This is a genomic window from Gilvimarinus sp. 1_MG-2023 (assembly GCF_030548285.1).
In genome coordinates, this window is sequence record NZ_JAUOSC010000004.1 from 140,968 (window position 1) to 167,936 (window position 26,969).

At 50.9% G+C, this 26,969-nt stretch carries 26 protein-coding genes and 1 pseudogene; 20 read left to right on the forward strand and 7 right to left on the reverse strand.

The window, feature by feature from the left end; translation table 11 throughout:
* Window positions 1-337: 337 nt before the first annotated feature.
* The 3 genes from Q4563_RS07460 to Q4563_RS07470 form a co-directional block, all read right to left on the reverse strand.
* Window positions 338-628, reverse strand: a complete 291-nt coding sequence (locus Q4563_RS07460) for a type II toxin-antitoxin system RelE/ParE family toxin (protein ID WP_303604117.1) — start codon at window positions 626-628, stop codon at window positions 338-340.
* Window positions 621-842 (reverse strand): TA system antitoxin ParD family protein, encoded by a 222-nt coding sequence (locus Q4563_RS07465; RefSeq protein WP_303604118.1) that lies wholly within the window; start codon window positions 840-842, stop codon window positions 621-623. Before Q4563_RS07465 ends, Q4563_RS07460 begins: the two co-directional genes overlap by 8 nt.
* A 184-nt stretch (window positions 843-1,026) precedes the next feature.
* Window positions 1,027-1,179, reverse strand: coding sequence for a hypothetical protein (locus tag Q4563_RS07470; protein ID WP_303604119.1), 153 nt, complete (start codon window positions 1,177-1,179; stop codon window positions 1,027-1,029).
* A gap of 1,080 nt (window positions 1,180-2,259) precedes the next feature.
* Between Q4563_RS07470 and Q4563_RS07475 the strand changes: the two genes are divergently transcribed.
* The 7 genes from Q4563_RS07475 (at window position 2,260) to Q4563_RS07505 (ending at window position 8,447) form a co-directional block, all read left to right on the forward strand.
* Window positions 2,260-2,997, forward strand: a complete 738-nt coding sequence (locus tag Q4563_RS07475) for a hypothetical protein (RefSeq protein WP_303604120.1) — start codon at window positions 2,260-2,262, stop codon at window positions 2,995-2,997.
* Window positions 2,998-3,164: 167 nt separating this feature from the next.
* Window positions 3,165-3,653 (forward strand): hypothetical protein, encoded by a 489-nt coding sequence (locus tag Q4563_RS07480; protein ID WP_303604121.1) that lies wholly within the window; start codon window positions 3,165-3,167, stop codon window positions 3,651-3,653.
* Window positions 3,654-3,817: 164 nt separating this feature from the next.
* On the forward strand, window positions 3,818-4,219 hold the full coding sequence (locus Q4563_RS07485; protein WP_303604122.1) for a GFA family protein: 402 nt from the start codon (window positions 3,818-3,820) through the stop codon (window positions 4,217-4,219).
* Between the two features lie 704 nt (window positions 4,220-4,923).
* Window positions 4,924-5,130: a cold-shock protein gene (locus Q4563_RS07490; protein WP_215975385.1), complete on the forward strand. Its 207-nt coding sequence runs from the start codon at window positions 4,924-4,926 to the stop codon at window positions 5,128-5,130.
* A 207-nt stretch (window positions 5,131-5,337) separates the two neighbouring features.
* A complete protein-coding gene (locus Q4563_RS07495; protein WP_303604123.1) occupies window positions 5,338-6,546 on the forward strand; it encodes a multidrug effflux MFS transporter in 1,209 nt (402 codons plus the stop codon).
* Window positions 6,547-6,776: 230 nt separating this feature from the next.
* Window positions 6,777-7,757 carry a malate dehydrogenase gene (locus tag Q4563_RS07500; RefSeq protein WP_215975387.1) on the forward strand — a complete coding sequence of 327 codons (981 nt, stop codon included), beginning with the start codon at window positions 6,777-6,779 and terminating at the stop codon, window positions 7,755-7,757.
* 135 nt (window positions 7,758-7,892) lie between these two features.
* Window positions 7,893-8,447: a hypothetical protein gene (locus Q4563_RS07505; protein WP_303604124.1), complete on the forward strand. Its 555-nt coding sequence runs from the start codon at window positions 7,893-7,895 to the stop codon at window positions 8,445-8,447.
* 81 nt (window positions 8,448-8,528) lie between these two features.
* Here Q4563_RS07505 and Q4563_RS07510 read toward each other — a convergent pair whose 3' ends face one another.
* Window positions 8,529-9,629 (reverse strand): CvpA family protein, encoded by a 1,101-nt coding sequence (locus tag Q4563_RS07510; RefSeq protein WP_215975389.1) that lies wholly within the window; start codon window positions 9,627-9,629, stop codon window positions 8,529-8,531.
* 174 nt (window positions 9,630-9,803) lie between these two features.
* Between Q4563_RS07510 and Q4563_RS23610 the strand changes: the two are divergent.
* The 3 genes and pseudogenes from Q4563_RS23610 to Q4563_RS07520 all read left to right on the forward strand — a co-directional run.
* Window positions 9,804-9,896: pseudogene (locus Q4563_RS23610) on the forward strand (putative RNA methyltransferase); the annotation flags it as partial.
* A gap of 45 nt (window positions 9,897-9,941) precedes the next feature.
* Window positions 9,942-10,619: a methyltransferase domain-containing protein gene (locus Q4563_RS07515; protein WP_303604125.1), complete on the forward strand. Its 678-nt coding sequence runs from the start codon at window positions 9,942-9,944 to the stop codon at window positions 10,617-10,619.
* A gap of 125 nt (window positions 10,620-10,744) precedes the next feature.
* Entirely contained in the window at window positions 10,745-11,629 is an 885-nt protein-coding gene (locus tag Q4563_RS07520; protein ID WP_215975391.1) for a chemotaxis protein, read from the forward strand.
* Window positions 11,630-11,760: 131 nt separating this feature from the next.
* Here Q4563_RS07520 and Q4563_RS07525 read toward each other — a convergent pair whose 3' ends face one another.
* A complete protein-coding gene (locus tag Q4563_RS07525) occupies window positions 11,761-12,258 on the reverse strand; it encodes a hypothetical protein (protein WP_215975392.1) in 498 nt (165 codons plus the stop codon).
* A gap of 492 nt (window positions 12,259-12,750) precedes the next feature.
* Here Q4563_RS07525 and Q4563_RS07530 point away from each other — a divergent pair, with 492 nt between their 5' ends.
* Window positions 12,751-13,791 carry a glycosyl hydrolase family 18 protein gene (locus Q4563_RS07530; protein ID WP_215975393.1) on the forward strand — a complete coding sequence of 347 codons (1,041 nt, stop codon included), beginning with the start codon at window positions 12,751-12,753 and terminating at the stop codon, window positions 13,789-13,791.
* Here Q4563_RS07530 and map read toward each other — a convergent pair.
* Entirely contained in the window at window positions 13,788-14,576 is a 789-nt protein-coding gene (gene map, locus Q4563_RS07535; protein ID WP_215975394.1) for a type I methionyl aminopeptidase, read from the reverse strand. The genes Q4563_RS07530 and map overlap by 4 nt on opposite strands.
* Complete coding sequence (locus Q4563_RS07540; RefSeq protein WP_215975395.1) at window positions 14,569-14,763, reverse strand: ParD-like family protein; 195 nt, start codon at window positions 14,761-14,763, stop codon at window positions 14,569-14,571. The genes map and Q4563_RS07540 overlap by 8 nt, the downstream gene beginning before the upstream one ends.
* Window positions 14,764-14,957: 194 nt before the next feature.
* Between Q4563_RS07540 and Q4563_RS07545 the strand changes: the two genes are divergently transcribed.
* The 9 genes from Q4563_RS07545 to azu all read left to right on the forward strand — a co-directional run bounded on the left by Q4563_RS07545 (window position 14,958) and on the right by azu (window position 26,916).
* A complete protein-coding gene (locus Q4563_RS07545) occupies window positions 14,958-16,409 on the forward strand; it encodes a Wadjet anti-phage system protein JetA family protein (RefSeq protein WP_303604126.1) in 1,452 nt (483 codons plus the stop codon).
* A gap of 2 nt (window positions 16,410-16,411) precedes the next feature.
* On the forward strand, window positions 16,412-17,122 hold the full coding sequence (locus Q4563_RS07550; RefSeq protein ID WP_303604127.1) for a DUF4194 domain-containing protein: 711 nt from the start codon (window positions 16,412-16,414) through the stop codon (window positions 17,120-17,122).
* Window positions 17,122-20,769 carry an ATP-binding protein gene (locus Q4563_RS07555; protein ID WP_303604128.1) on the forward strand — a complete coding sequence of 1,216 codons (3,648 nt, stop codon included), beginning with the start codon at window positions 17,122-17,124 and terminating at the stop codon, window positions 20,767-20,769. Before Q4563_RS07550 ends, Q4563_RS07555 begins: the two co-directional genes overlap by 1 nt.
* Window positions 20,770-21,900 (forward strand): Wadjet anti-phage system protein JetD domain-containing protein, encoded by a 1,131-nt coding sequence (locus Q4563_RS07560; RefSeq protein ID WP_303604129.1) that lies wholly within the window; start codon window positions 20,770-20,772, stop codon window positions 21,898-21,900.
* A 121-nt stretch (window positions 21,901-22,021) separates the two neighbouring features.
* Complete coding sequence (locus Q4563_RS07565; protein ID WP_303604130.1) at window positions 22,022-22,831, forward strand: hypothetical protein; 810 nt, start codon at window positions 22,022-22,024, stop codon at window positions 22,829-22,831.
* Window positions 22,832-23,866: a substrate-binding domain-containing protein gene (locus tag Q4563_RS07570; protein ID WP_303604131.1), complete on the forward strand. Its 1,035-nt coding sequence runs from the start codon at window positions 22,832-22,834 to the stop codon at window positions 23,864-23,866.
* Window positions 23,863-25,389 carry an ABC transporter permease gene (locus Q4563_RS07575; protein WP_303604132.1) on the forward strand — a complete coding sequence of 509 codons (1,527 nt, stop codon included), beginning with the start codon at window positions 23,863-23,865 and terminating at the stop codon, window positions 25,387-25,389. The genes Q4563_RS07570 and Q4563_RS07575 overlap by 4 nt, the downstream gene beginning before the upstream one ends.
* Complete coding sequence (locus tag Q4563_RS07580) at window positions 25,383-26,402, forward strand: ABC transporter ATP-binding protein (RefSeq protein WP_303604133.1); 1,020 nt, start codon at window positions 25,383-25,385, stop codon at window positions 26,400-26,402. The genes Q4563_RS07575 and Q4563_RS07580 overlap by 7 nt, the downstream gene beginning before the upstream one ends.
* 46 nt (window positions 26,403-26,448) lie before the next feature.
* On the forward strand, window positions 26,449-26,916 hold the full coding sequence (gene azu / locus Q4563_RS07585; protein WP_336623031.1) for an azurin: 468 nt from the start codon (window positions 26,449-26,451) through the stop codon (window positions 26,914-26,916).
* The last annotated feature ends 53 nt before the right edge of the window (window positions 26,917-26,969 follow it).

Below are 26,969 nucleotides of genomic sequence, written 5' to 3' on the forward strand. Positions count from 1 at the left end.
CCGGCGGGCGAGGTACTTCTTTGGTGAGCAAAGAAGTACCCAAGAAACTCACCCCGCACATCACAGCCCTTCGGGTTCCCGAATTCAAGCTAATTTTGAGGGTCGGAAAAGATCGCTTCCCAGCGCTTTTCCTTAATTGCACGTCCATGTGCAATTAACCCACAAAATTAGCTCGAATTCGGCTGGATGAGATGGGGGAGGGGACTTCGTAGCAGGCTATGTTTTTGCGTCAGGCGTCAGACTTTCATTTTCCGTCAGGAGTTCGGCGTCGAGCATCAGACGTCAGTTATCTAGCTTAATGACTTTTACCTCTACCATAGAGCCGGGTGTTACAAATTTATTTCTTCCGTTTGATATCGCGATAAAAATTTTCGTGTGATCCTAGGGCCATCAGTTCAAGGATAAGCGTGCCATTATCAAAACTGTAACCCAGCAGTGTCAGTTGCTTGTTCATTTTAAACTTATGGACTTGTAGAAAGGCTAAGTCCCCCTTTTTTTGTTCGCCAATGTCGGGGTTGGCCATAAGGTGCTTTACGGCCAAATCAAGGTCCTTTTTTTGGTTAGCCTGTAGTTTCTTCACCGCCTTCTTGAAAGTAGGGGTTTGCAATACACGGGTAGCTTTAACCAAAATCGTAGGTCTCTAACTTTCCGGCGTCTCGCTCTGCTTGCGCGATGATGGCTTGCCTTACAAACTCGTAGGGTAAATCAGGGTTGTCTTCCATCATTTCACCTATTTTTGCCCAATGCTCAATTTGCTTGGGAGGAGTTCGATTAAGGGCTTTAGCTATAATAGTAGCCTTTTCAACAAGGCCCTGGTCTAAACGAATACTGCTGGTAGCCATGTGTACCTCCTGCGTTAATGTATATTTATAGTAGCAAGTAGCTACAATTGATGCAATATGCCACAGTGTTTGATGGTCGAAATGCGCTTCTTGCGAGGCTTCCTGTTAGGTTGTCCCTCAGAGTCGGCGGTTACTCGACTTAGTGGGATAGGAGAGTGGTTTCATAGTAGGTTTTGTCTCTGCGTCAGTCTTCAGGCGTCAGGCTTTCTTTCACACTTTTGCCCTCTTTCGCCGGGCGGGCGAGGTACTTTTTACTCCAAAAAGTACCCAAAAAGCCGCCCCCGGCAACTGGCCCCTGCGGGGTGCCCTCATTCCGGTTGATTTTAGCGGGCCGCATCTACTCGCCGTCCCTGGCGAGAAGATGCTTGCGCAAACGTCCTGTTTGCTTACCCACTAAAATCAACCTCTATTCGGCTCAGTGGCATGGGGGGAAGGGGACTTCGTAGCGAGCTTTTGTTGTTGCGTCCGACCTCTGACGTCCGACCTCAGACACTCACATCAATTAACCTACAAAATTAACTCGAATCCGCCTGGATGAGATGGGGGAGGAGACTTCGTAGCTGGTTTTGTTTTTGCGTCAGACATCAGACGTCAGACTTTCACTTCCCGTCAGGCATCTAAGTTAAATGTTTCGACCTGTTAATTGTTTTAATTTTGCTGAAAAAACAGTCGCTCTTGAGTATGTGCCGGATTTCGCCCGGCGGGCGAGGTACTTCTTTGGTGAGCAAAGAAGTACCCAAGAAACTCACCCCGCACATCTCAGCCCTTCGGCTGGATGAGATGGGGGAGGGGGCTTCGTAGCAGGTTTTGTCTTTGCGTCAGACATCAGACATAAGACGTCAGACGTCCGACCTCCGTCCTCAGCCATGCCTGTTGCCAAACTGGCCATTCCATGGCACTATTTCCCTCAAGTGTTTTACGGGTTTTGTGGGGTTATGACTGATCTCCACAAGTCAGTAGGCTAGCCAGTTGGAAGGTGAAGTAAATAAGTACATCGGGAGTGGTGTGCGGGCACTTATCCCTTCTGTTTTTCTGCGTTTATCTGGCAACAATTAAAGAACCGCCAAGCCTGGATCTCAATTCAATTATAGAACGATTTAAAGTGACAGTGAGAACTGTAATGAAAGCCGGCTCACTTTGTTTTTATTATTGAGGCAGAATATTTGGGATAAAACAACTGAAACTCAACGGCTTGGCGCGCTGAATTTATATATAACTTTAAGAGTGATAGGTTGCCAAGTGTAAAGTGAGACGGCTCACTTTTAAAATCAAAATAATGCGCCAACTTGATAAAAATTATAATGTGAATAGAGAGTTGTAAATGATTTCTAAAATTATTCTAAAAAAGATTGCCCGGCGCATTTTTCTACTCGCACAATAATAAGCTGTTAGGCTTCAAATTGACAACGGAGTATGGGTGCAGATAAAACTTTCAGACATTCTAAGAGTAATTAAGTTTATAAGACCAAAATTCTACAACAAGCTTACTTGGCTGATGGTTGTTTCTGGCTTATCTTTAATGAGTGCACCTTTATGGATTTCATTAGTAAATCAATTTCTAGATAAAAAATTTAGTTTCTCATTTAGCAATGGTAGTGATATAGCTTGGGGGTTTTCTCTTTGTGTCGTAGCTCTTTTGTATAACCTAATCAATACTGGGATACATGAGCTGCTAATAAAAAAACTTACAAAAGAAGATGGTGTGAAAGTTATTGAGCATGATCTTAATGTTTATTCTAAGCTTGATGAATTCATGTCTGAAGAGTTATTAGAGCGCACAATCGCTCACCTAGAAACGAGTGATGCTATTTACTGGGATGATTTTTCAGCTATTGAGGTGTTCGTACGTACGGCGGATAGCGCAAGCAATGCATTCTATACAGAAAAGTTAAAAGAAAAAACTATGTCACTCGTCGAGTCACTAAATGAACTAAAGGGGATCGTTAATAATGACTTTGATGAGTATCCGTATACACAAACAGTCACTAATTTCAGGATGTGTCTCGCTCCTCAGCTAAATTGTGATCGAGCTGGAAATTGGGAAGATAGACAGGCATACACTGCTTTAACTGACAGAATGATGGTTGTTACTGGGCGTATGAATAGTGACTATGAACAATGGCGGCTTGCCATAAAGAGTGTGCTTTACGTTTAAAATTCGACCCAAAGCCTAACAAAAAGCTGCACCTGACAAATATTGCTACGCTCGTTTTTGTGTATGTCGCGTAGTTCCATTTTGCACAAAAACGCTCTTCGCAATATTTGCAGGTAAGCTTGGCTTTATGTGGCCAAGGCTAATTTCAAACTAATGGAGAGTGCTAGATGTTCCGAGGTTTATTATTTTTAATATTTATTGTCGTTTTATCTGGCTGCTTCGAAAAAAAGCGTGAATTTTCTGAAAATGAATTTATAGGCGCCACAAAGTTTCTGTGCCAAAAAAAGCGCTTCAGTGGAAGCCCTCTTATGGCAAACACCTTTGTTCTGTATTACAACAAAGAAAAAGGAATCGGAAACGTAGGTTCATACGTCTATATGGGTGAGTACACAGAAAATGAAATTGGTGAGGCGCACCCGTACGAAACAGACAATGCTTTGGTAATGGATGATTCCATTATTTTTGTCTTGGAAGCGCTGGAGTCAGAGCGTAATTTATATGTCTCAATTAATAGAGAAACATTAGAAATTTCAATGGGCCACAAATCAATGAATTGTGAAATGGTCTCGGATGACGTGCTGGAAGAAAGAAAGGTGCAATTAATAAGTGATCACAAGGCTTATAAAGTAGAGAAAGAAAAAGCAAATATAATATAATATGTAACTCTTAAGAGCACATAACAAAGCAATCAAGCTGATGGTTATTAAGTTGCACATTTGCCATTTCGCTTCGCTCCATTTTATGGAAAAAGTACAATTTAAAAACTACAGCTTATCGCGGTGTTTGCGTACTTCATTCGCTGGCCATGGAATAGATTCTGATGTCTGATTATTTCGGTTCTTGTTTGTGCGGCACTGTGAGCTTTGAGCTAAAAGGTGACTTTGATAGCTTTTACCTGTGTCATTGTCAGCATTGCCAAAAAGATACGGGTTCGGCTTATGCGGCAAACCTATTCTCGCAGTCAGCTAAATTGGTCTGGCGGTCGGGGGCGGATGCTGTGACTTCTTTTACGCTTCCAGGTACTCGTCATAGCAAAAGCTTTTGTAAGCTCTGTGGTTCAGCGCTGCCGAATACTCAGAGCGCAGGGTTGCTCGTTGTACCAGCAGGGTGCCTGGATACTAAACTTTCTATGGCGCCAACAGCGCACATTTTTTCATCAAGCAAAGCTGGTTGGTATGGGGAGTTAGGGGAAGTGCCAGAGTTCGAGGGGCTGCCAGGTTGAGCTGTCATCACATAACCCGCGGTTGTTGGCAGGCGCTGTAATTCCCGCCGCCTTAATGGACCCGTTAGATTCGGCATTGGGATACCCTCGACGGATACAGTGGAGTGTCCGGTACAGAGTGACTGGCTTGTTCCGAAAAGCACAGGCAACAGTTGCTGAAGAGGTTGGTTAGGTTTGGCGCTCTGGGTGAGGAGCGACTTATCTCCGGTGCTGGCTTATGAAGAAGGTTATATAACAGACTCTGTATATGCTTTTAAGCTCGCTGCGCTTTGCAGTTTGTAGGGGGTAAGTCGTTGATAGCGCTTGGCTCCGGACGGTTCCGGGTTGCTTTTTTGGCGCAATTATCGACAAGGTTTGTGATTTGGGCGGCATTTTTATCGGAGGTGCTATTTTTTGTCTATTTTTTTCCGGTAGTGGATAGCAAGCTCAATGGATTCTATGGTAGAAATAGGTTGTGAAGGGTTATTGGTAAAGGTTAATAACATCAGGGAAAGGGTCTTTGGGGTGTTTTACTAAATAAAGCTTGACTTGGGTGTGGATTCTCTATAACTTGGTCGTAGCTAGAAAGTAAGCCTCTTTGTACAGTCTTCATTACGTTGCATTCTTGTAGTACATCGTCCTGTTGGTATTAAAGTTCCGCCTGTTTTCACGCTACACATGCCCTGACAAGGCATCTTTAATATATTTTTTACAGGATATCTATTATGTCTACTACTACTGGTACCGTTAAGTGGTTCAACGAATCTAAAGGCTTTGGTTTCATCGAGCAAGAGTCTGGTCCAGACGTTTTCGCACACTTTAGTGCAATTTCTGGTTCTGGCTTTAAAACTTTGGCCGAAGGCCAAAAAGTTGAGTTCACCGTAACTCAAGGCCAAAAAGGCCCACAGGCTGAGAACATCGTTGCTATCTAAATAGCACTTTGTTTCACCTTAAAAAGGCAAGCCAATGGCTTGCCTTTTTTGTATCTGGTCGTTAATTTTCTCCGTTCTCCGTTCTCCGTTCTCCGTTCTCCGTTCCAACTGGCAAAATTGCAAGGTAGTGCAAAGACCTGCGGCACCCGTTATTTCGGAGGTTATAATAGCCGCTGAGTTACTTCTTCCATTCTTGCTTGGCCCGTTATGCCCTATCGCAGTTCCTCTATCCCACTGACGCTCGTGGTCGCCTTGGCTGCAGCGATGATGCTGGGTCCGTTCTCGCTGGACACTTACTTACCCGCTTTCCCTGCGATTGCGCAGGATTTGGGCGTGTCGTCCCAGGCGGTGGCGGTCAGTGTGTCGGTGTATATTTTTTTTCTGGCTATAGGGCAGCTGATCGGTGGCCCGCTATCGGACCAATTGGGCCGCAAACCGGTACTGTTCGCCGGTTTGGGCTTGTTTGCTCTGGCCAGTGCGCTATTGGTGTACTTGCACACGCTGCCGCATTTTTTGGCGGGGCGCGCTTTACAGGCGCTGGGTGCAGGTTGGGTGCTGGTGTCTGTGCCCGCTATGGTGCGCGACCGGGTTAGTGGCCAGGAAGCCGCCAAGCTGTTTTCACTGCTAGGGCTGATTCTGGTGGCGGCACCTGCCATTGCACCGAGCGTGGGCAGTTTGCTGCTTAAAGTAGGTCCCTGGATGGGTATCTTTGTTTTTATGGCGGCTTATGCGCTTTTGTTGATACCGGTTTTGCTGATGGTGCTGGCGGGTGATGCGGTTGGTGTGCCGGCTGCTAAAGCTGCCACTACACAGCCTCGTCCGGGGTTGCTTCGTGCATATGGGGCGGTGTTCGCTACCCGGCCTGCATTGGTGTACTTGCTTTGGCAGGTGGGAGCTTTTTCGGTAATGATGGTGTTTATTACCCACAGTTCTTTTATTTATCAAAACCACTTTGGCCGCTCGGCCGATACTTTTGCCCTGATGTTTGGCGCCAATATTGTGGCTATGTTCAGCTGTAATTTGTTTAATCGTTTTTTGCTGACTCGCGGCTTTAGTTCAATTGCGATTTTGCGCGGTGCAACGGCGCTACAGGGGGTAGGGCTGTTGTGCTTGGTGATTTGCGCGCTTATGCATGGGTCGATTTGGGTGTTTTTGCCTGCCATGATGCTGACCATTGGTGCTCACGGGGCGCTGTCGCCCAATCTACAGGCTTGTTATATGGAGCATTTCCCTCATAACGGCGGGGCGGCAGCGGCTTTGCTGGGGGCTTTTCAGTTCGGTGGGGCAGGCGTGATGAGCGCTCTGTCCGGGTTGTTGCCCCATACCTTGCCTGTGGTAATGCTGGCTATGTTGGCTTGCGGTGCAATGGCTCAAGGGTGTTTGTGGTTTTCTCTGCATCGCCGCCGGGGTGCTTAATAGGGGGAGTTTTACGGCAATGGATGAAATTTTCTCTCAATAGCCTATAATACCCGCCCGTCACCGTGCTGTGGATTTATCCCACAAGCTCAGCCGATGCCGATACCCGCGCCGACCGTGTGTGGGAAAGTGGGGCAAAGGCGGGTTTGTCAGTTCGCATAACGGTTCTACTTAATTGACAGGCGGATAGCGGCCATCCCGCGGCCACCTGCAAACTACGGAGATCTATCGTGAAAGCACCTGTACGTGTTGCCGTTACCGGCGCAGCTGGTCAAATCAGCTATTCCCTGTTGTTCCGCATCGCCGCTGGCGAAATGCTGGGCAAAGATCAGCCAGTGATTCTGCAAATGCTGGAAATCACCCCGGCTCTGGAAGCCCTCAAGGGTGTTGCCATGGAGCTGGACGATTGTGCCTTCCCTCTGTTGGCCGGCATGGTTTGCAGCGACGATCCAAACGTAGCCTTTAAAGACGCTGACTACGCCCTGTTAGTGGGTGCTCGCCCACGCGGCCCGGGCATGGAGCGCAAAGATTTGCTCGAAGCCAACGCTGCTATTTTCTCTGTTCAGGGTAAGGCCTTGAACGATCACGCCTCGCGCGATGTTAAAGTGCTGGTTGTCGGCAACCCCGCCAATACCAACGCCCTGATTGCCCAGCGCAATGCGCCGGATCTGGACCCACGTAACTTCACCGCCATGATGCGTCTGGATCACAACCGCGCCATCAGCCAGCTGGCTGAAAAAACCGGTAAGAGCCTCAACGACGTGAAGAACGTGATCATTTGGGGTAACCACTCAGCGACTCAGTACCCAGACGTTCACAGCACATCTGTGGCTGGCACCAATGCTATGGAGCTGATTGAGCAAAGCTGGTACGAAAACGACTTTATCCCCACCGTACAACAACGTGGCGCGGCCATCATCAAGGCTCGCGGTGCTTCTTCGGCAGCATCGGCAGCTAACGCTGCGATCTTCCACATGCGCGATTGGGCGCTGGGCTCACCAGAAGGTGACTATGTCACTATGGGTGTTTACTCAGATGGCTCTTACGGCATTGATGAGGGGCTGATCTACGGCTTCCCGTGCGTGTGTAAAGATGGCGACTGGTCAATCGTTCAAGGCATTGAGCTGAATGATTTCTCGAAAGAGAAAATGTCAGCCACCGAGAACGAACTGAAAGAAGAGCGCGACGGAGTTAAGCACTTGCTGCCCTAATCGGTTGCGACTTGCTTGCTAAAAAAAGCCCTCTCTAACCGGAGGGCTTTTTTGCTTTTAGCGTTTGAGTCGCTACAATATATTTTCCGGAAGGTTAAGCATTTTTTAGGTTCCTACATAGCAAAGGAGATGAATATGAAGCGGTTTATTAAGCTTACGATCCTTGCCAGCCTAGCGGCATTACTGGCGGGTTGTTTTTCCAGTGTGCCAAGTGAGTTGAAGTCTAGTGTGGGTGAGACTTATTACACTCAGCGCAATTTATGGATTTATCGGAGTGAACACGAAACTGTAAATTACGCAGTGGAGCGGTTGTTACCCATTAACTCCGAAATTAAGGTGCGGGACATAGGAGGCAAGGTCGTTGAATTTACGCTGCTGGATGATGGTGCCGATCTTGTTCTAATCAACATCGAGAAATACACACAAGCTGGTATGTCGGAGATATTTGATCGCTACTTTGCTAAAAGCAAAGTGAGCTTGTCTAGCTTTAGTGCTGCTGAGCGCGAGGCCATTGAGGCCGGAGATGTGCGAGAGGGGATGAGCAAGGCGGCGGTTTTATTAGCTCGTGGTTATCCGCCAGCTCACGAAACCCATTCGGTCGAAAATGATGAGTGGAAGTACTGGAGAAATCGCTTTAATACCCGTGTGGTACATTTTGATAATGGCCGAGTCGATCGTATTGTCGATTAAACTTGGTTGGGCAGCCCACGTTGGGCTGCCTTGTTTATTGCTTGTCTATTTACACTCCTGAAGTAGCGTGTCACTAGGCCATTAATCGACAGGTTTGTCGGTATATTGCACTTTGCCGTTTTCATCCACATGGCGGTAGATGGTGCCTTCAGAGTCCGAGTTGTAGTCAGCACTTTCACCCGCTTTAACGTCTTGAATCTTGTAATTATCCGACCCCGCCAACACCCCGGCAGAGCCTGCTGTCTCTACGAAAATAATTTCTGCTAGCTGGTTTAATTGGGGGCTGGTCAGCAAGCCCAGTTTATTATCCGCTTGTAGCTTGCGCTGAAATTCTGGATCGTTAATGATTTTTTGTACACGTGTATCGTTTTTCACAGCGTCAATACGCTGCCAGCCTTGGGCAATTTTCTGTGCCGTTTGGCGGGCCGAGTCTTCATCGTTAACATCCAGTCCTGAAGCTGCCATAAGTTCGCGCATATCTTGATCATTCATCAATCGGCGAAATTCAGGTACTTTCATCAGCTCATCAATATCACCCTGTTTAAGTAAGCGTTGAGAGCGGCGATCTTTTAACAGTGATTGTAAATCCGGACTTTGGGTGACTCGGGTAACACGGTCGACGCTGTCGACGGGGTTGGCAACAAAGCTTTCGGTCAGCTTTATGTTTCTTTCATTGGCGCCGCTGGCGGACATAATGGCCCCGACAGACTTACTAACAGCACTTTTGGCAATTCGGTCCACAGGGTCAGCTTGCTTGGCGGTGGTGGCATAATCTGGTGCGTTAGCTTCTTTGGCGGAGGTGTAAATGCCCAGCAAATACACAAGCAATAATCCGATAAAACCACCGATAATCCCGCCAATGACCAGTCCGCCCATGCGCGATACTTGGCTGGGTTTGCGATCACCGCCCGGTGTCATTTTGGCCAGCACCCAAAATACAATTCGAATGGCGACCATGGCCACAATGAAAACCGCCATGCCGCCGACAATGTAGGCTAATATGCCATCCAGGGGTGTGTTTTGCTTGACTTGGTGGGCGGCCTGCTTGGAAAAGTAAAAGGCCGCGCCATAAGCGCCTAGAAAAGAAATCGTCCGCACAAGGGAGCCATAAGTTCCGGTAAAATAGCCTCGGATGGCGAAAAATGCGGTCATGGCTAGCAGAATGATTGCGGAAGTGCCCATATTGTCGTCCTGTAACGTTATTGTTGGTGCCTTTTTTGTGCCAACCCCTTAGAGTTAGATGTCAATCATATAACAGGCGATTCAGGGGTGCCATGCCCGGTTTGAATCGATATTTTTTAAATAAGAGCTATTGAGGTCTGAGTGACAGAATTTTGGTTTCAGTATCGATGTCCCGTGTGCCACTTTCCTTTGCAATTAGAGGGAAATAGTTACGTGTGCGCGGAGGGCCATAATTTTGATCGGGCGCGTAAAGGGTATGTGCATTTATTGCTTTCGCACCGCATGGCTTCAAAACAGCCCGGCGATAATAAAATGATGATCGAAGCTCGCCAGCAATTTTTGAATGCGGGTTTTTACGCTCCATTAGTTGACGCTTTAGCAGAGGTCTGTGGTCAGTACGGTATTAGTAGCTTGCTCGATGCCGGTTGTGGTGAAGGCTATTACAGCACTGCATTGTCAGAGCGCGGCTTACAGGTGGCCGGTTTGGATATTTCTAAAGAGGGTATTATGGCGTGTAGTCGGCGCCGCAAATCCATGCCCTGGTGCATTGCCAGTGTCGCTGATATGCCGTATATGAACGCCAGTTTTGATGCTGTACTCTCGATTTTTTGCCGAGTAGAACCCACAGAGTTTGCCCGGGTCACTAAGCCCGGAGGCTATATGATCTATGTGGGCCCTACCGAGTCGCACCTAAGTGAATTGCGCAACCGTTTATACGATGAGGTGCGAAGCTATGAGAGCGATAAGCCTGAACAGTATTTTTCCGGTTTTGAGCAGCTGCAACAGCGAACGGTCACTATTCCCTTGCAGCTGGAGTCGGCCGAGCAAATAGAAAATCTACTGAAAATGACACCGCACTACTGGAGTACTAATCGACAACAGCAAGAGCGGCTGTTCAGTGCCGGGCCATTAATAGACCAGGCTGATATTCAAATAAGGGTGTACCAAGTGCCATCCGATAAAACTGAGTCGGCCGGTGCCGTGGGCTAAAGACAATGCTATATTGACCGATAGATACTATTTGCCGGTAGATAGTATTTACCAATAGCGGCTATTAATCGATAGTGACAGCTGTCATCGAATGTAATAGGTAATCCTCTCTAATGGAGAATTCCATGAAAGCCAAAACGATTTCTCAAGGTATATTGCTGTTTTGGCTGACTCCCAAGCAGCGTTTTGCTCTGGGCACTCTGAAAATTAAAGAAATCGTACCTTTCGTTGAGCTCACGCAACTGCCCGAGCAGCACCCAGCGGTTTTGGGGACAGCCCATATACGCGGGGTCACCATGCCCGTTGTCGACATGGCCCTGGCCATAGGCAGTAGACCTCTAGCGGCAGACGAATATCGCGATAGCTACATCATTATTACCGATTGTCAGCGCAAAACCATTGGTTTTTTAGTGCGCTCGCTGGATCGTATTGTCGATTGCAACTGGAGTGACATTGAGCCACCTCCTAAAAGCTTAGGGCGCAGTGCTTGCGTCACCGGTGTTACCAAGGTGGATGATCAACTGGTGCAACTGGTGGATGTTGAGCATATCTTCGCCAAGTTGTTTGGGTTAGAAACCAGCGAGTCGACGCAAGTACTGCCCCAAGAGCAAGCAGACGTGCTACAAGCGTTAAATATATTGGTAGTGGATGACTCCTCCGTTGCCCGCAAACAGCTATCGGACGCACTTAAGAGTATCGGCGTCAGCTTCCAAATTACCGCTAATGGTCAAGAGGCCTTGGATATCATGCGGACCGAGGCGCAAGCTGGGCACCCGATTGATCTATTGGTGAGTGATATTGAAATGCCGGGTCTGGATGGTTATGAGTTGGCTTTTGCGATTCGGGATGACGCTGCACTGGCCCAAGCCTACATTATTTTGCATACCTCAATTTCTAGCGAAATCAGTGTCAGCCAAGCGCATCAGGTTGGCGCCAATGAAGCCCTAACAAAATTTGATGTGGATGAATTAATTCAGGCGATGTTACGCGGTGCGGGTAGGGCGGTGTGACAATCCACTGACAGCTTACGGTTAATAACTTGCAATAAAAAATGCCCGGCTCACAGAGCCGGGCATTTTTATGAGGGCATTTTTTTGGCTGTTCTTACTTATATCTAATTTATTGCTTTGCGATCGAATACTTATAGGCTTGTGTACTTCAGGGTCACCAGGTGACCTTCTTTCAAATCTTCAACGCCGGCGCCAGAGTGCAGACCTGAGATGGCTACATCGCTCGGTAATTCAACCACACGTGGTGCGGTACCGTTAAGTGGGCGAATAAGAGCCAAGCCTTGACTGCGATTAATTTCTAAAATTTCACCTTTCACGAGGTGGTGAGCGCTTTTCTCTTCGGCTTTCTCTTCGGTGCGAAGGCGCAATACAACATTTTGGCCTGCCTCAAGTGCTGACATAGAGCGCTGCTTGCGACCGTCAATGTCGATCTTAGGGCGGCCAGGAAAGTTATAGGTGTTGATTTCACCTGTTTGAGCTTCAATGATCGTGAAGCTCTTGGTCTCGTAATCGACAGACTCTACCGTGCCGTCTACGTAGCGTACGGCGGCTGACGCAGATACCGATGCGGCGAGTGAAATGCCCGCTATAAGAGTTGTAAGTGTGTTGCGTTTAGAAAAAGTAAACATGAACAAGTCCTCATAAATGCCAATAAAGTAAAACGTATTCGAAAAGTACCCCGTCTCTTGAGTACGAGAGCTATTCTACGGAATTATGTTACTCCTGTGTTACTTGAGCGCTACTTTAAGTTACGGTTTTTATATTAATTTATTATGAAATGCGCCGTATATTTATTTATATTCTATAAGGGAATTAGAAGGTGATAATCTGGTGCTTTAAGGAAATATAAAACCTTTTTTGGTGCGGCCGGGTGTAACCATGAGTAACGTTTGTGGTGCGGAATAATTAAGGCTGCCCACAGATGGGGCGCCCGCAGGGCAGCTGCTGGTTGGCTCCTGCAGGGGCATGGGTGAAAAAGAATGGTAATATCTACCCGTTAATAATATTAATTGTGATATAAAGTATCTAAATGAGTTGGAAGCTTCTGGTCCGGTAATTAACATTGTTGGCGAGGGTGTGTCGAGGGTTGCCTTGCGGCATACCCGGTGAGGAAATAATAAATGTACAAAAATCATGTGGCACTATGGTTCTTGAGTTTACTTTTTGTATCCGGGTGCGGAAGTCCGGGTGAAAACACCGCAGGCCAGAGCACCGTCAGTGTTAACCACCTGAGTTCGTCATCGCTGCACACAGATGTTACAGCCTGTCCCGCCGGAAAATATAGAGTGGGCTATGTTCCCTCTTGGCAGGGTGAGTTAACCCGAATTCAATTGCAGTATTTAACCCACATCAATTACTCGTTTGCTCAGCCCGAGGCCGATGGCCGATTAAAGCCCATGGGGGAGGCAAGTGAAAACCGCTTAAGTGCTTTAGTCACCATGGCCCACGGGGTGGGTGTAAAGGTTGGTATTGCTCTGGGCGGTTGGAATGGAGGGGATGACAGCGCCTTTGCGGCTTTGGCGGCCAAGCCGGAAACCCGCACACGTTTTGTCGAAGCCGTGGTGGCGATGGTTCAGGAGTTTCAGCTTGACGGTGTCGATATGGATTGGGAGCACCCGGACAACCCTGCCGAAAAAATCGGCTATCTTGCGCTTATGCAAGAGCTGCGGGTCGCTCTGGATGCGCTGCCGGACACGCACTACTTAACGGCTGCGGTGGTCGGTTCCGGTGATTGGGCGGGGCAGTATATTGACCCAGAGGTTTTTGAATGGGTGGATTTTCTCAATATCATGGCTTACGACAATTACGATCAGGAGCACCACTCCAGTTTGGCGTATGCCCATGAGGCGGTGGAATATTGGCAGGCTCGTGGGCTAAGCCGCGAAAAGACGGTGCTTGGTGTGCCTTTTTACGCGCGCCCCTCTTATGCACAATACAAAGACTTGGTGGCGGCTGACCCTAATAATGCTTGCCGCAGTCGGGTGGGTAATGATTACTACAACGGTTTGCCCACTATTCGCGCCAAAGCCGCATTAACCGAAACCCACACCTGTGGGATTATGGTGTGGGAGTTAACTCAAGATACGGACGACGAAACCTCGCTGCTTAAGGCTCTGTGGGAAACCGTGACCGGGCAGGCGGCGAGTTACCCCTGCCCCTAACCGAGTGCGCTATTTCTTTGTGCCTCTTCCGGGCGCAGTGTTAACACCTCTACGCCGGTGGGCGTCACCAGTACGGTGTGCTCCCACTGAGCCGATAACTGTTTATCTTGAGTGATCACTGTCCACTGATCTCTCAGCGTGCGGGTGGCGCTGCGGCCCTGGTTGATCATCGGCTCAATGGTAAAAGTCATTCCTGGCTTTAAGGTTAGGCCCGTGCCGGCACGGCCGCTGTGTAATACCTGGGGCGCTTCGTGCATTTGTTGGCCAATGCCGTGGCCGCAATAATCCAACACCACACTGTAGCCCTGTTGGCGAGCGTAGGTGTCGATGGCGTGGCCGATGTCGCCTAATGTGTTGCCGGGTTTAACCGCCTTAATGCCTTGCCACATGGCGGTATAGGTCGCATCGACCAACTTTTGCGCGCCAGATGAAACCTGACCTATACAGTAGGTTTTACTGGAATCGGCAATATAGCCATCTTTTTCGAGGGTAATATCGATATTGACGATATCGCCTTCCTGCATGGGTGTCTCTGTGGGAAAGCCGTGGCATACCACATGGTTCGGAGAGGCGTTTAAGCTATAGGGGTAGTCGTACTGCCCGAGGCTTGCCGGTCTAGCGGCCAGCTCGTGACGAATATAGTGCTCCACCCACTGATTAATAGCCATGGTGGTAACGCCAGGCAACATTCGGTGGTCAAGTTCGGTGAACACTTGCGCCAGTAATTGACCGGCACGGCGCATTTTGGCGATGGCATCGGGCCCCTTTAAAATAACTCTATTCATGATTTTGTTGTTCCTGCGCTTGCAGTGCTCGCTGTATGATTTCGCTAAAGGTTTGCGTGGGGTTTCTTTCTGCCTGGCGACCAATTTTCATCCAAAACTCGGCCTGAGCATTGATAGAGCGCTCCATCACCTGACTGGCGGAGCGAAGATGGTCGTGCATTTGGTCGGAAATTTTAACAATACCCATAAAGATGATCGGCCCTAAATTTCAATATATGATCTGTATATGTTTCGTATATTAAGCGCTCGCAACTTATAAAGCAATAATTTGATTGCAACAGGGCAAGTGCGCCGTCACAATAGCCCAAAGCCTGCCGCACCCAAATATCGAGCGGTTGATAAAGATCTACTGCCGATCAATAAATAAGCAAATATTCGCACATGTTTTTTACCCCCGAACGCCAGGACTTTTTTAAGCCTTTAACCGGTAAATACCGCGAGTCTATCGCCCAGTGTTTGTGCTTACTGTACGAGCGCCTGTACAGTTCCAACGCCGATTACGGCCACGCATTATCGCGTGATCAGCTGTTGGAAATTTTGACCGAAGCACTGGCGCGTGCCCCCCAAGAAGTAGCTCACGAGTCGGACGACATTGGCGACAGTCCGCAGCGTTTTAAATCCTTGCGGGAAAAAGCTCAGTGGGTGATGAAGCAACTGCTCGACAGTGGCTGGCTGGAAAAACAAGTCGATACCGCCACCTTGCAGTCAACCTACCCTTTTAGCCGGTTGGGGCGTTTATTCACTCAGCCATTAGTGGAGTCGGACACCACCCGTATTCGTACCCGCCACCGCAACACCCGCAATACTCTCAATGCGCTGGATGCTTTTCATAACCGCGGTGAAGTACACGATTTACTCGATGCTTTTGAATATTCCGAGCGCATTGTTACCGACTTTACCGATGTCATCTCCGAGCTAGAAGAACGCAAGCGCGAGCTGGTGCGCGAGGTGGAGTCGCAACAATTGGTGCAGCAGGCCACCGATCAGTTTTTTGAGTTTATGGAAAAACGCTTTCAGCCCGATGTGGCGGTGCGCTTGTCGGCTGACAGCGTCGAAAAACACCGCGATCAAATCGGCAAAGCGATTGCTAAAATTCGCCGCAAACCTAAAGAGTACAAAGCGGAAGTGGAGCGTCAATTACGTCGCCAAATTCCCGAGTTGGCGCTGCCGGGGCAATCGGTATTGTGGACCATTCTCGATACTATTGAAAAACGTATGGGCAATGCGGCAGAAATTATGCTGCCCGCTCTGCGCCGGGCGCTGCACAGCTTTACCAAGCGGGCGGATATAATTATTCGCCAGTTGAGCTACCTAAACAGTCAAAACAATAATGACTTAGTTGATATCTGTCAGCAGTTGGCCGAGTTAAGTGAGTCGGCTATGAATGAGCGGTTAGGGCGAGCGGCCAATGCCATGGCCGGTATGCGCGTGCAATTAATCGATCCGGCGGCTATGCGCTTACAAGAGCGCCGCAAAGCAGCTCTGGTTAACACCCAGGTCGCCGAACAACCACCGCTCGACAGCGAAGCCGAGCGCGAACTGTTAATTCAACAAATGCTGGATCAAGCCTTTGCTATGGACAATTCGGGACTGCGCCATTATGTGGAAAAGTCCCTGCGCGATGGCCGGCAAATATCCACCCGGCACCTGCCCATTGACAGTGCTCGCGACCTGTTAGCCATGGCGCACATTATCGAGGTGGCATCGCACAATAATCTATCCAGTGAACAAGCATTCCATGTGGAGCCAACCGGTAAAACGTTACATACAGATTTTTTTACCGAAGCCGACGAATTTTTAATTTCGCTTAGTGAACAAAGCGCACACGAGTAACTATGTTAGACGACTACTTAAACGAAGTACTGGCCCCTTTACAATTATCGCGGCAGGAATTTTCCGAGTTAATGATACGCTTACTCGATTACGGCGTGTTGTGCCGGGATGAAAGCCAAACCGAGGCCAGCCTCTACGACCGCTATCTACAGTGTTCGGCTCTGGTCGAAGAGTACCTCGCCGTTATTGGGGTCAGGCTACAGCACGATCGACAATTCGCTTTTGTGCGAGTATTCCCACCCGGCGCCGAGGTGCCCGGTGTGGCCGATGACGATAACAGCCCATTTAATAATGGCTTTCGGATGCGCCCCAGCCAGCAAGAGGTCGCTGTTATTTTGGTGCTGCGCGCTGAGTATCAGAAAAATCTGCGCGAAGGGCAGGTGGATGAAAAAGGCCGGGCCATGTTGTCGCTGGAGGGGTTGGCTATTGCGATGAATAACTTACTCAAGCGCTCCCTGCCCGAGGGATTGGTCGAGCGCAAACAATTGTTTCGCCGCTTAAAGCAACTGCGTTTAATCCAATACCAACTGGAAGATGACCTCGATAGCGACGAGAGTTGGATTTCTATTCAGCCGGGCATCACCAGTTTTGTCAGTGATGAGGTATTGCAGACCCTGGCCGATAGCGCCCCGGCCACTGATGACACCGTTGCGGTGGAGTCTGACAACGCTGAGACGTTGATAACCCCAACCACTGACGAGGCAACCGACTGATGTTTTTAAAGCGCGGTATTTTCGTCAATTGGGGCAATATTCCACAATTAGAGTTTGAGTTTGGCCCGATTAATTTATTCTCCGGTGGCAACGGCTCGGGTAAAACCACCGCCGCCGATGCCATTCAAACCTTGATGACGGCCGCCCACGAAAATTTGTTTAATTACAACCCAGGGCAAGATGAAACCACCCAGCGCGGGCGCGGTGGCAAACAAGTGCGCACCCTGGCCTCTTATGTGTTGGGCTGCGACGATGGCAGCTACGCCAGACCCTGGACGGTAGACGGTTACGTGGCCGGTATTTTTCACCCCACCCAGGGCGAGAGCGGGGAGCCTTTCACCGCGGTAATGTGTGTGCGGGCACATCTGGACAGTGCTGGCAGTCAAAAACAAGCGCGACTGGATGAGTTGTTGTTTTTAGTCGTGCCTGGCGAGCAGCTCAGCTTATCGCATTTTGTGAAAAGCTATAAAGACGGTAAACATGTCGTACCACTGACCGATGTAGTCACGCTACTGAAAAAAGAGTACGGAGCCGGCGCCGTTGAGCAGTACGATAAAAAAGGCGCCTATCTGCGGCGCCTGTACGGGGCATTGCGCGGCCGTAAAGACGCGGTATCCGATCGCGAAGCCAAGCACGCCGCGCGTACTTTTGCCAACTTTATGGCTTACAAGCCGGTAAAGAGTATTACCGATTTTGTTGCCCGGGAGATTTTGGAACCGCGCGATTTGGGCGATGCCATTCGCAATGTGTCGGATTTGATGAAAACCATTCATCAAATGGAATCAGACACCCGCGCCATTCGCGACTCCATTACCACCTTAGAAGGTGCACGCGATTGCTCCAGGCACTATGTGGATACATGGATCGAGCGGCAATTGGCCGAATACAGTGAGGCGACTCGCCAGGTAAAAGCTACGCAGCGCGGTTACCTCAGCGCCAAAGCCGAACAAAAAAATATTCACGAGCAGATAGCCGCCAATGAATTGGCCGAGCGCGACAGTGACAATCGCCGCCGCCAGTTTCACGACGCGCAAGTGGCACTAGAGGCCAAGCGCCAGGGTATTGATGTCTTAAAAACCAAAGATGAGCTGGAACAGGCCATTGCTAATAGCACACGTGATTTGGCTGGCAAAGCGCGTCCTGTGCACGAGCAAAGCCAGCAATTACAACGCAATGTGCAGGCCAGCGAGCAATTGTTACAGCAGCTTAGCCAATGCTCGCTGGGGGTGGATATTCCTGCACTCGACAGTAAAGCCTTGCGTCAACTTGGGCAAAAAGTGGTGGCAACCGCATCTCAGGTGGATGTGGATTTAGGCCAGCTGGTCAACAAAGATTGGGTTGGCATTGAACAACTAGAGAGTGATGTCACCCAGATTAAAGCCGCCGAAACCGAACATTTACAGTGGGCCGAGGCGCTGCACAGCGATGCGCTCAGCACCACGGGGCAGAGCCTGCGCGAACAAATCGCGCAGCTGCTAGGGCAGGCCGAACGCAAACGTCAGGACACCAATAGCAAACTGAAACAAAAACAAAAAGACGTGGCTTTACTGCAAAGCCAAAAAGTGAACTACCCGCCCTATGTGGAAGCGGCTCTGCAGGCGATTGAACAAGCGCTGCCGGGTGCCCAGCCCTGTGTGTTATGTGACTATGTTGATGTGCTCGATGCCCACTGGCAAATGGCCATTGAGGGTTACTTAGGCGGCGCGCGCTTTTCGATTGTGGTGGAGCCGGAGTACGAGGCGGAAGCTATGCGCTTGGTGCGCGCTATGCCAGGGGGGCGGCGCAACAAAGCGCGGGTTATTCAGGGCGAAAAAGCGCGCCGCGATGCCGAGCGCTGGCAGTCACCGGCCGGCTCCATTCTCGACGTTATGGCTTTTAGCCATAAAACCGCCGAGTATTATCTGCGCGCCTCCTACGGCAACGTATTGCGCGTAGACGATGCCGAAGCACTGCGCCAAACCGCCCGTGGTATTACTCCCGAAGGTTTGGGCAGCGGTAACTACAGCATGTGGCGCTGCGACTTGGATGACAGTGAACTGGTGTTTGGGCAACACGCTCGCGAGCGCGCGCTCAAAGCCAAAATGCGCGAGTGCGAACAACTGCTGGAAGACGCCCAGCAGTGCGAGCAAAACTATCAACAGTTGGCCCGTATTGTAGAACTGGTGGATAAAATTCAGCCGGTGCATTGCGGTGAAGCCATTGCCGCCATGATGGAGTGCCACCGCAGTATTCAAAGCGCCGAACGCGCACTGGCGCAGCTGGATTTAACCGACTTTAATGATTTAGAGCAAGAGCTGGCCGACCTAAAACAGAACTACCGGGCCGAAGAAGAAAACCATCGCAACATATTGGAAGAGGCGGGCAAGCTAAAAGAGCGCGAGCGCACCATCGCCCGCCAGGTAAATCAGCTGGCCGATGCGCAAGATGCTCTGGCCGAAACTCAAGACGATGCCGAGCAGGCCTTCTACTTAATGGCCGATCACTACCCAGAGCTGGATGTTGAAAACGCCATTGGCAACGCCTCTCAAGCTGCGGAACAGGCGGCCGATAATTTTACCTTCATCGATAATATCGAAACCTTAAAACAGCAATTAGTGGCTCACGAGCGCGCTCTGCACAGCGCTATTTTGCAGCACAACCAACATTGTCATAAACACGATGCGGTTGTATACGATACCGGCCTGGGTGAAGCGCACGGCATTGAATGTTTCCGCCGGGTATTGGCGATGGGCAATGAAGTTGAGTCACTGTTTAACCGCCTTAAAAATAATGTATTGGTGGATAAACACGAACAGTTGGCCGAATTGCGCGACAGTTTTAATACCGCTTTTGTCACTAACTTATGCCACTCGATTTATCAGGCGGTAAAAGACGGTGAGCGCACGCTTAAAGATCTCAACAAAGAGCTGGAGCACCACCGCTTTGGCGCCGACCGAGAGCGTTTTTATTTCGGCTACTCGTGGGTGCCCGAATTTAAAGATTACTGGCGCTTTTTTACCGAGGTCATCGCCGTGCCCAACCTGGGCGATGGCACCAGCTTGTTTGAGGCCGAGCTGTCGGATAAAGCCTGCCAGGTGCGCGATCGTATGCTCGATATGCTGCTCGATAAAGACGAGCAAGTGGCACTGCGCGAATTGTCGCGCATTAGCGATTACCGCAATTACCGCTACTACGAAATTTACAAAGAGCCCGAGGGTAAAGCGGCCATCGCCCTGAGTCAATACGGCACGGGCTCCGGCGGCCAGCTGGAAACTCCGGCCTATATTATTCGCTCTGCGGCTGTTACCAGCGCTTTTCGTTTTAACGAAGGCGATAACCATCTGCGTATGGTTTTGGTGGATGAAGCCTTCTCTAAAATGGATGAAAACCGCTCGCGCGAGGTTATTCATTACTTAACCGAAACATTAGGCCTGCAACTACTGTTTATTATGCCCAGCAGTAAGTCCGGCCCGTTTATGGATTTAATCAGCAATCAATTTGTATTTAGCAAATGCCCCACGGCGCAACCCATTGGCGAGTTAAACACCCGCGTGCTGGTGGACCGCAAAGCCTGTAACCAAGACAAAATTCGCACGCTGTGGCAAAACCATCGCAAGACGGTGCGCCATCAAGCCATGTTGGATTTTATGGAAGAGTTTGAAAGCTAAATGAAAAGCGCGGCGCAAAAACCGGTGTGGCTGGATGAGCCATTAATTCAAAGACTGCTGCACAGTCTGCTGGATAAACTCGAACGCGGAGTGAAACCCAGCCTGAAAGTCAGCGCTAAAACCGCTGCCGAGCTTTTTGATTTTAATGAAGACACAAACTTTTTATGGGCGCTGGTGGAGAGTCTGGATAAAGACTGCCAGCTGCTAACTATTAAAAAAGCCAAGGTCAAACCCTTTCAGGAAGCCTACGAGGGCGCCCAGCTGTGGCTGGTGCCCGATTGCGAAGAGCGCTTGCGCCAGTGGTTAAACCGCCCGGCGCTCGACCCCTATGCCCTGGTGTGGCACAAAGAGTTGGAGCGCCTGGCCGACGGCGCATTGAAAAACCATTTAACCGATCATTTAATTCGCATTCCCGAATTGGGCGCCGAACAAACCCTGCGCGGCCTGCTCGCGATCGGCCGAGAGTTATGCGCGCCTATGACACTGCGCCAGCTCTCAGCGCGCTGCTTTCGCGGCAACTCCAAGGTGTTGGATCGCCACGGCGCGTGGGTGGAACAGCTTTACCCTGAATTGGCGCACTGGGTTTTACCGCGCCCGCTGTTGGTCAGCGCGCATTTGCCCGAGCGCTTTGCTCAAGTGTTGTTTATTGAAAACCAAGACACCTTCTTGAGTTTGGCCGGGCAACCACAAACCCGCTACGCACTGGTGTATAGCTCGGGTTTTGCCCTCAGTGCCGAGCGCATTCGCACACAAGGCCAAGCGGTGTTTGCCTACACTCAGGCCAGCGAGGCCAGTCGGGTGTTGTTTGAAACCTTCTGGTTTAGCCAAAACACACAATACCCCGTGTACTTCTGGGGCGATTTAGATTTTGCCGGCATGGGCATTTTGCGGGCGCTGCGCACCAGCTTTAATGACGTTCAAGCCTGGCCGCCAGGTTATCAGCCCATGCTGGCACGATTGCAGCAGGGTGAAGGTCATAGCGCTGCAATGGCCGCCAAAGCAGCGCAACTTGATCCGGGTACCACCGGTTGCGCCTACGCCGATGACGAGTTGCTGGTGGCTATTCGACGCCAGCAGGGCTTTGTCGATCAAGAGGCCGTTCAAGTGAACTTGGCTAAAGGTGAACGTTGATGACAATCTGGCCGTAAGCTTGGGTAAAGAATGGGCTGGTAGCTTTACCTTATAGCTGATAATCGTTATCATTTGCTTGTTTGAGGCTCGGCCTCGTGTCATTTGCTAACGGAAGAATGTTATGACCTCAGTAATTCGCACATCGATTCAATATTTAGCAACCTTTACCCTGGTCACTGTGTTTGGCGCGAGCCAGGCGTTGGCCAATGGCCCTATTGGCGAGCACGTTAACCACCTGCAAGACAATCTGGGTGAATACTCCGAAGAGGTGAGCTGGATTATCGGTAAAGTCGACGCCATGATTGCCACCTACGAGGACAAGGGCACTAAGGCGGCTAAATCGGAGCGGTTAATCGACTTCTGGGAAGAGGTAGACTTCCACTCTGCCATTGAGACCAATTACGTGCCCGTTTACGCCTCTATTTGGCAGGGTTTGTACGGCATTAAAGGCGCTATCGATGCCGGCAAGCCAATCGCCGAAGTGCGCGCTGAGCAAGAGAAGCTGGAGCAGGCATTGTGGCAGGCCTTGGGTGCCGTTAAACTAGCGGCCAAGTACCAGCAAAATGGTTTGCTGGATAAAATCAAAACCACAGCTGGCCCTTCTACCCCGCAAGCGGCGCTGAGCGAAGTCAACCAACGTCTGGATCGTGTGGTTGCCAAGTACGCTGAAAAGCTGCCGCAAGAAGCGACCGATATTGTGCACGACACCTACCTGAATTTATTCGAAGGTGTTGAAGGCGCATTGATCGAGCAAGATGCCAGTCTGGTGGAAGATCTCGAAAAAGATTTCAACGTCACTTTGCCTAAAGCTATATCCGCTAAAGGCACTGTGGATCAAGTGCGCGCCGTCGTCACCGCCATGCAAGGCAAAATCGACCAAGCCAAATCACTGTTGGAGCAAGCCGAGAAAGAGCGTAAGGACGTTTTCTAAGTGCAACGCAGATTATTCTTGCAGGCCCTGGCCGGGGCCGGTTTACTGGGCAGCTTGCCTTTGTCTTTTAGCGCCTTTGCCCGCGAGGGTGGGGCGCTATCGGTTGAGCAGTTGCCGGCTCTGGAAGGCGAACTCACGCTCTATTTAGGGCGCGGTGAGGGCGGCCTGTACGAAAATGTCCTGCAGGCCATTGAAAAGCGCAACCCCAAATTTAAGCTCAATATACGCCGCGGTGTGACGGCGGCTCTGGCTAACACAATAGTGGCCGAGGCCAAAGCCGGTGTGCGCCGGGCCGATGTGTTTTGGGCGGTGGATTCCGGCGCTATCGGCTTAGTCGATGGTGCAGGCTTGGCCAAACCGCTGCCGGCGGATTTAACCGGTCAGCTTAATGAAGGCTTTCGCTACGCCAACTGGGCACCAGTCACTGGCCGTATTCGCACCTTGCCTTACAACCTCGATAGTATTGCACCCGAGCAAATTCCCGACGATGTCATGGCGTTGCCTGACAGTGACCTAAAAATTGGTTGGGCACCGGCTTATGCCTCGTTCCAGTCGTTTATTACTGCCATGCGTTTGCTGGAAGGTGAAAAGGCGACAGCGGCGTGGCTCAAGGCCATGAAAAAACGTGGCAAAGCCTACGCCGGTGAGCTGGGTGTGGTTATGGCCGTTGAGCGCGGCGAGGTGGACTTGGGGTTTGCCAATCACTATTACACCCTGCGCCTGAAAGCCGGCAAGCCCGATGCTCGGGTGGGCTTGGCCTTCTCGCGCAACGATGCGGGCTGCTTAGTCAATGCCTCAGGTATTTTGGCGCTCAACGACAGTGAGCTGGCCATTAACTTTATTCGCTACCTGCTCACCCGCGAAGTGCAGTCGTACCTGGCTAGTGAAGCTTACGAAATTCCACTGGTCGCCGGTCTGGCACCGCCGCAGGGCTTGCCCGCACTGGACACTATATCGCCCCCTAAAATGGACTTAACCCGTCTGGCGGACTTGCGCCCGACACTGGATTTGATGCGCAGCGTCGGCGTGCTATGACCCGCTGGCCAGCTTCTTACCCACTGGCGCTATTGATAGCGCTGTTTGCGCTTGTGCCTGTGGGGGTACTGGTGGCGCTCGCCAGTGATACGGCCTCGCTGTTTGATGCCCATAACCTGAAAGTGTTGGGCAACACGCTGGCCCTGATGGCGCTAACCGTGGTCGGCTCGGTTTTAATCGGTGTACCACTGGCCCTGCTCACCGCCTATGTGCACTTGCCCTGGCGCAAGTTTTGGTTGATTCTGCTGGCTGCGCCCCTGGCCATGCCCAGTTATATCGGCGCTTTTACCCTCTACGCGGCCTTTGGCCCAGGCGGCGAAATCAATGCCTTAACGGGCCTGCCCACACCCGCCATGTACGGTTTGCCCGGCGCCGCTTTGGTTATGACCCTCTACACCTATCCGTTTGTCCTGCTTACCACGCGTGCCTCGTTATTAAGTTTGGATGCCAGCTTGGTGAACGCTGCGCGCACGCTGGGCATGTCGCTGCCGGCCAGCCTCTGGACGGTGGTCTTGCCCCGTGTGGTTAACGGCGTCGCCGCCGGCGCTCTGTTGGCTGCGCTTTACACTCTGTCGGATTTTGGTACTCCCGCCATTATGCGTTTGGATACCTTCACTCGCGTTATTTATGTGGAGTACAACGCTTTTGGTTTAAGCCAGGCGGCCATGTTGTCGCTGCAGCTGTTGGTGATTGTGGCTTTGGTGCTGATTCTGGAGTCGCGGGTTAAGGTGACGCCCGAACGTCCGGGGCGCAAACTGACCCTTTGGCCCTCGCGCTGGCAAAGCGCTGTTATGTTACTGGCCTCGGCGCCGGTTGTACTGCTCTCCATTGTGTTGCCGCTGGCGATTTTTACCCTGTGGCTGGTGCGCGAAGGCAGTGCCGGTTTTGAGTTTAGTTACGCCTGGAACTCCACCTACGCATCGCTGCTGGCCGCGCTGGTGGCGGTTATCGTCGCCATTCCCGTTGCCCACGCCGCTCAAGCAGGGCGAGCGGGTCGCTTAATGGAGCGGGTAACCTACTTAGGTTTTGGCGTGCCCGGCATTGTGATGGGCACCGCGCTGGTCTATGTCGGTTTGCAGCTACCGTTTTTGTATCAAACCTTGGGGCTTTTGATTATCGCCTATGTGCTGCGGTTTTTATCGCTGGCGGTGGGTTCCATTCGTTCCAGCGCCGAAAGTCTGGACCCGAGCTTAGTCAAAGCGGCGCGTTTGCTTGGTGCTAGTCCCAAAGAGGCGTTTACTCGTATTACCTTACCGCTGACTATGCGCGGTATGATTGCCGGCGCGGCGCTGGTATTTTTAGAAGCCATGCGCGAGCTGCCGGCCACACTTTTGCTGGGGCCTACCGGCTTTGAAACACTGGCCACCTACCTGTGGCGTGTGTATGAGGCGGGTTACTTTGGCCGCGCCGCCATCCCCGGCTTGTTGCTGGTGTTAATGTCTGGCCTGGGGCTGGCACTAATGTTCAGCGGCGAGCGCCGCGGGGATATTGACGTAATTGATAAGCGGGACTCCGAATGCTGAGCGTACAAAACCTATCTGTAGACTATGGCACCACCCGGGTGGTGGACGATTTGAGTCTGGCGCTGGGGGCGGATGAAATTCTGATGCTGGTAGGGCCTACCGGCTGTGGTAAAACCACCATTTTGCAGGCGCTGGCCGGGCTGATTCCTATCAGCGGTGGCAGCATTGAGCTGGGCGCCTGGCGCGCCAGTGCCACAGCAACGGTCGCGCCGGAAAAGCGCAACGTGGGCATGGTGTTTCAAGATTTCGCTCTGTTTCCGCATTTGACCGTGCAGCAAAATGTGAACTTTCGGTTAAAAGATTCACACTTGGCCGACCACTGGCTGGAGCTGCTCGGCCTGAATGCTTTGCGCAACGCCAAGCCCGCCAATTTATCCGGCGGCCAGAAACAGCGTGTGGCCTTGGCGCGCACCCTCGCTCATGAACCTGTGTTCGTCCTGCTGGATGAGCCCTTATCCAATTTGGATGCCGCATTAAAAGACAGTTTGCGTTGGGAAATTCGCAACGCGCTAAAAGAGGCTGGTGTGCCCGCTATTTGGGTAACCCACGATCAGGAAGAAGCGCTGTCGGTAGGCGATCGGGTCGGCATTTTAAACCGCGGCAAGTTGGAGCAAATAGCGCCACCAGAAACCTGTTTTTGCGAGCCTGCCAGCCGCTTTGTGGCGCGCTTTTTGGGCGAGGCAAGCTTTATTCCCGGGCGACTTGAGCAGGGTTATGTGACCACCGATTTAGGCTCCGCACCGGGCACCCCGGTCGATGGCGCCACGGGGGAGGTCGACTTGTTACTGCGTCCCGACGATGTTTCAATGCACTCTAGTGGCAGCGACAGCAATGGCACCGTGCGCTGGTCGCGCTACGAGGGCGGCACCTGTTTATACTCGGTGGATACTGACGCCGGTTGCGATATTAAAGTGCGGGTCAGTCACGAAAACCGTGCCGCTGCGGGCGAGCGGGTGAAATTGGCGATTACAACCACCCACCCATTGGCTGTGTTTAATCGAGTTCCGACATAAACCATTCACGAGACCCACTCGATTTATCGAGAAGGAGACGTTATAGATGTGCAAAAATCAAGTTATGAAAATCACCGCCCTAGTCGGCAGCTTGGTGTTTGCGTTTAGCGCGGCCACCGCTGGTGCAGCTGAGTGTGAAGTGACGGTAGACAGTACCGATCAAATGCGCTTTGACACTGAAGCCATCAGCATCCCTTCCAGTTGCGAAAGCTTCACCGTCAACTTAACCCACTCGGGTAATTTGCCTAAAAACGCCATGGGCCATAACTGGGTACTGACTGAAAAGGATAATATTCAGGGCGTTGTGCAAGATGGCATGAGCGCCGGGCTTGAGAATCAGTACGTTAAGCCAGGTGACGAGCGTGTGTTGGCGCACACCGATGTTATTGGCGGCGGCGAAAGCACATCGGTGAGCTTTAAAGTGGACGAGTTAGATGCGGCAAAAGAGTACAGCTTTATTTGCTCATTCCCCGGCCACTACGCATTGATGCAAGGCTCGGTAGCGGTTGAGTAATAAACGTGTGTTGTTGCGGACAAAGCCCAGCTCTTGAGCCGGGATTTGTCGTT

Bases quoted from the DNA above. Each gene is read 5' to 3' on its own strand.
- Q4563_RS07490 (WP_215975385.1), top strand. From the start codon at position 4,924: ATGTCTACTACTACTGGTACCGTTAAGTGGTTCAACGAATCTAAAGGC.
- Q4563_RS07575 (WP_303604132.1), top strand. From the start codon at position 23,863: ATGACCCGCTGGCCAGCTTCTTACCCACTGGCGCTATTGATAGCGCTG.
- Q4563_RS07555 (WP_303604128.1), top strand. From the start codon at position 17,122: ATGTTTTTAAAGCGCGGTATTTTCGTCAATTGGGGCAATATTCCACAA.
- map (WP_215975394.1), bottom strand. From the start codon at position 14,576: ATGAATAGAGTTATTTTAAAGGGGCCCGATGCCATCGCCAAAATGCGC.
- Q4563_RS07515 (WP_303604125.1), top strand. From the start codon at position 9,942: ATGATGATCGAAGCTCGCCAGCAATTTTTGAATGCGGGTTTTTACGCT.
- Q4563_RS07520 (WP_215975391.1), top strand. From the start codon at position 10,745: ATGAAAGCCAAAACGATTTCTCAAGGTATATTGCTGTTTTGGCTGACT.
- Q4563_RS07485 (WP_303604122.1), top strand. From the start codon at position 3,818: ATGTCTGATTATTTCGGTTCTTGTTTGTGCGGCACTGTGAGCTTTGAG.
- Q4563_RS07470 (WP_303604119.1), bottom strand. From the start codon at position 1,179: ATGCGGCCCGCTAAAATCAACCGGAATGAGGGCACCCCGCAGGGGCCA.
- Q4563_RS07565 (WP_303604130.1), top strand. From the start codon at position 22,022: ATGACCTCAGTAATTCGCACATCGATTCAATATTTAGCAACCTTTACC.
- azu (WP_336623031.1), top strand. From the start codon at position 26,449: ATGTGCAAAAATCAAGTTATGAAAATCACCGCCCTAGTCGGCAGCTTG.
- Q4563_RS07545 (WP_303604126.1), top strand. From the start codon at position 14,958: ATGTTTTTTACCCCCGAACGCCAGGACTTTTTTAAGCCTTTAACCGGT.
- Q4563_RS07580 (WP_303604133.1), top strand. From the start codon at position 25,383: ATGCTGAGCGTACAAAACCTATCTGTAGACTATGGCACCACCCGGGTG.
- Q4563_RS07495 (WP_303604123.1), top strand. From the start codon at position 5,338: ATGCCCTATCGCAGTTCCTCTATCCCACTGACGCTCGTGGTCGCCTTG.
- Q4563_RS07540 (WP_215975395.1), bottom strand. From the start codon at position 14,763: ATGGGTATTGTTAAAATTTCCGACCAAATGCACGACCATCTTCGCTCC.
- Q4563_RS07510 (WP_215975389.1), bottom strand. From the start codon at position 9,629: ATGGGCACTTCCGCAATCATTCTGCTAGCCATGACCGCATTTTTCGCC.
- Q4563_RS07465 (WP_303604118.1), bottom strand. From the start codon at position 842: ATGGCTACCAGCAGTATTCGTTTAGACCAGGGCCTTGTTGAAAAGGCT.
- Q4563_RS07560 (WP_303604129.1), top strand. From the start codon at position 20,770: ATGAAAAGCGCGGCGCAAAAACCGGTGTGGCTGGATGAGCCATTAATT.
- Q4563_RS07480 (WP_303604121.1), top strand. From the start codon at position 3,165: ATGTTCCGAGGTTTATTATTTTTAATATTTATTGTCGTTTTATCTGGC.
- Q4563_RS07525 (WP_215975392.1), bottom strand. From the start codon at position 12,258: ATGTTTACTTTTTCTAAACGCAACACACTTACAACTCTTATAGCGGGC.
- Q4563_RS07550 (WP_303604127.1), top strand. From the start codon at position 16,412: ATGTTAGACGACTACTTAAACGAAGTACTGGCCCCTTTACAATTATCG.
- Q4563_RS07505 (WP_303604124.1), top strand. From the start codon at position 7,893: ATGAAGCGGTTTATTAAGCTTACGATCCTTGCCAGCCTAGCGGCATTA.
- Q4563_RS07530 (WP_215975393.1), top strand. From the start codon at position 12,751: ATGTACAAAAATCATGTGGCACTATGGTTCTTGAGTTTACTTTTTGTA.